Source organism: Erwinia sp. MYb416, from assembly GCF_037479575.1.
Classification (GTDB): Bacteria; Pseudomonadota; Gammaproteobacteria; order Enterobacterales; family Enterobacteriaceae; genus Erwinia; species Erwinia rhapontici.
Genome location: NZ_JBBGYT010000004.1, coordinates 1 through 543, shown reverse-complemented (window position 1 = coordinate 543; position 543 = coordinate 1). Strand labels below are relative to the sequence as shown.

Here is a 543-nt window from a genome sequence, read left to right as displayed (position 1 = left end):
AAACCGGCCTGGTGGGAACCCTGCTGATTGCCGCTGTGGCGCTGACGCTTTCCGCGCTGTTGTGTCTGCGGCTTAAACTTCCGGCAGGCGAGGCCGACCTGCAACCGTCCGGTCACTGGGATCAGCCCGCGTTAGAAACACCCGTCACGGCAGATCGTGGCCCGGTGATGATTCAGATTGAGTATCAGATCGCACCCGAAGATCGTCCGGCGTTTCTGGCAGAGATTAAAAAACTGTCGCTTACCCGCCGCCGTGATGGGGCTTACGCCTGGGGCATTGCCGAGCACAGCCGCGATGCCACCACGCTGATCGAGTGGTTCCTGGTGGAGTCCTGGCATGAGCATCTGCGTCAGCATCAGCGCGTCTCCCATGCCGATGCGGATTTACAAAGCAGCGTGACCCGTTTCCATCAGGGGGAGGAAAAACCTAAAGTGAATCACTTTATTTCTCTGCACTAACCCGCCGTCATCTTTCTGGTTGAGATAACCCGTAAGCAGGACTATAGTCCTGCTTACGGGTTTTTCATCGGGTAAAGGACTATGC

The 543-nt window shown here is 56.7% G+C and carries 1 protein-coding gene; it reads left to right on the top strand.

The window, feature by feature from the left end; genetic code table 11:
• Positions 1-458, top strand: a 458-nt coding sequence (locus WH277_RS00025) for an MFS transporter (RefSeq protein WP_339503612.1), incomplete at its 5' end; no start/stop codon positions are given.
• Positions 459-543: the final 85 nt, after the last annotated feature.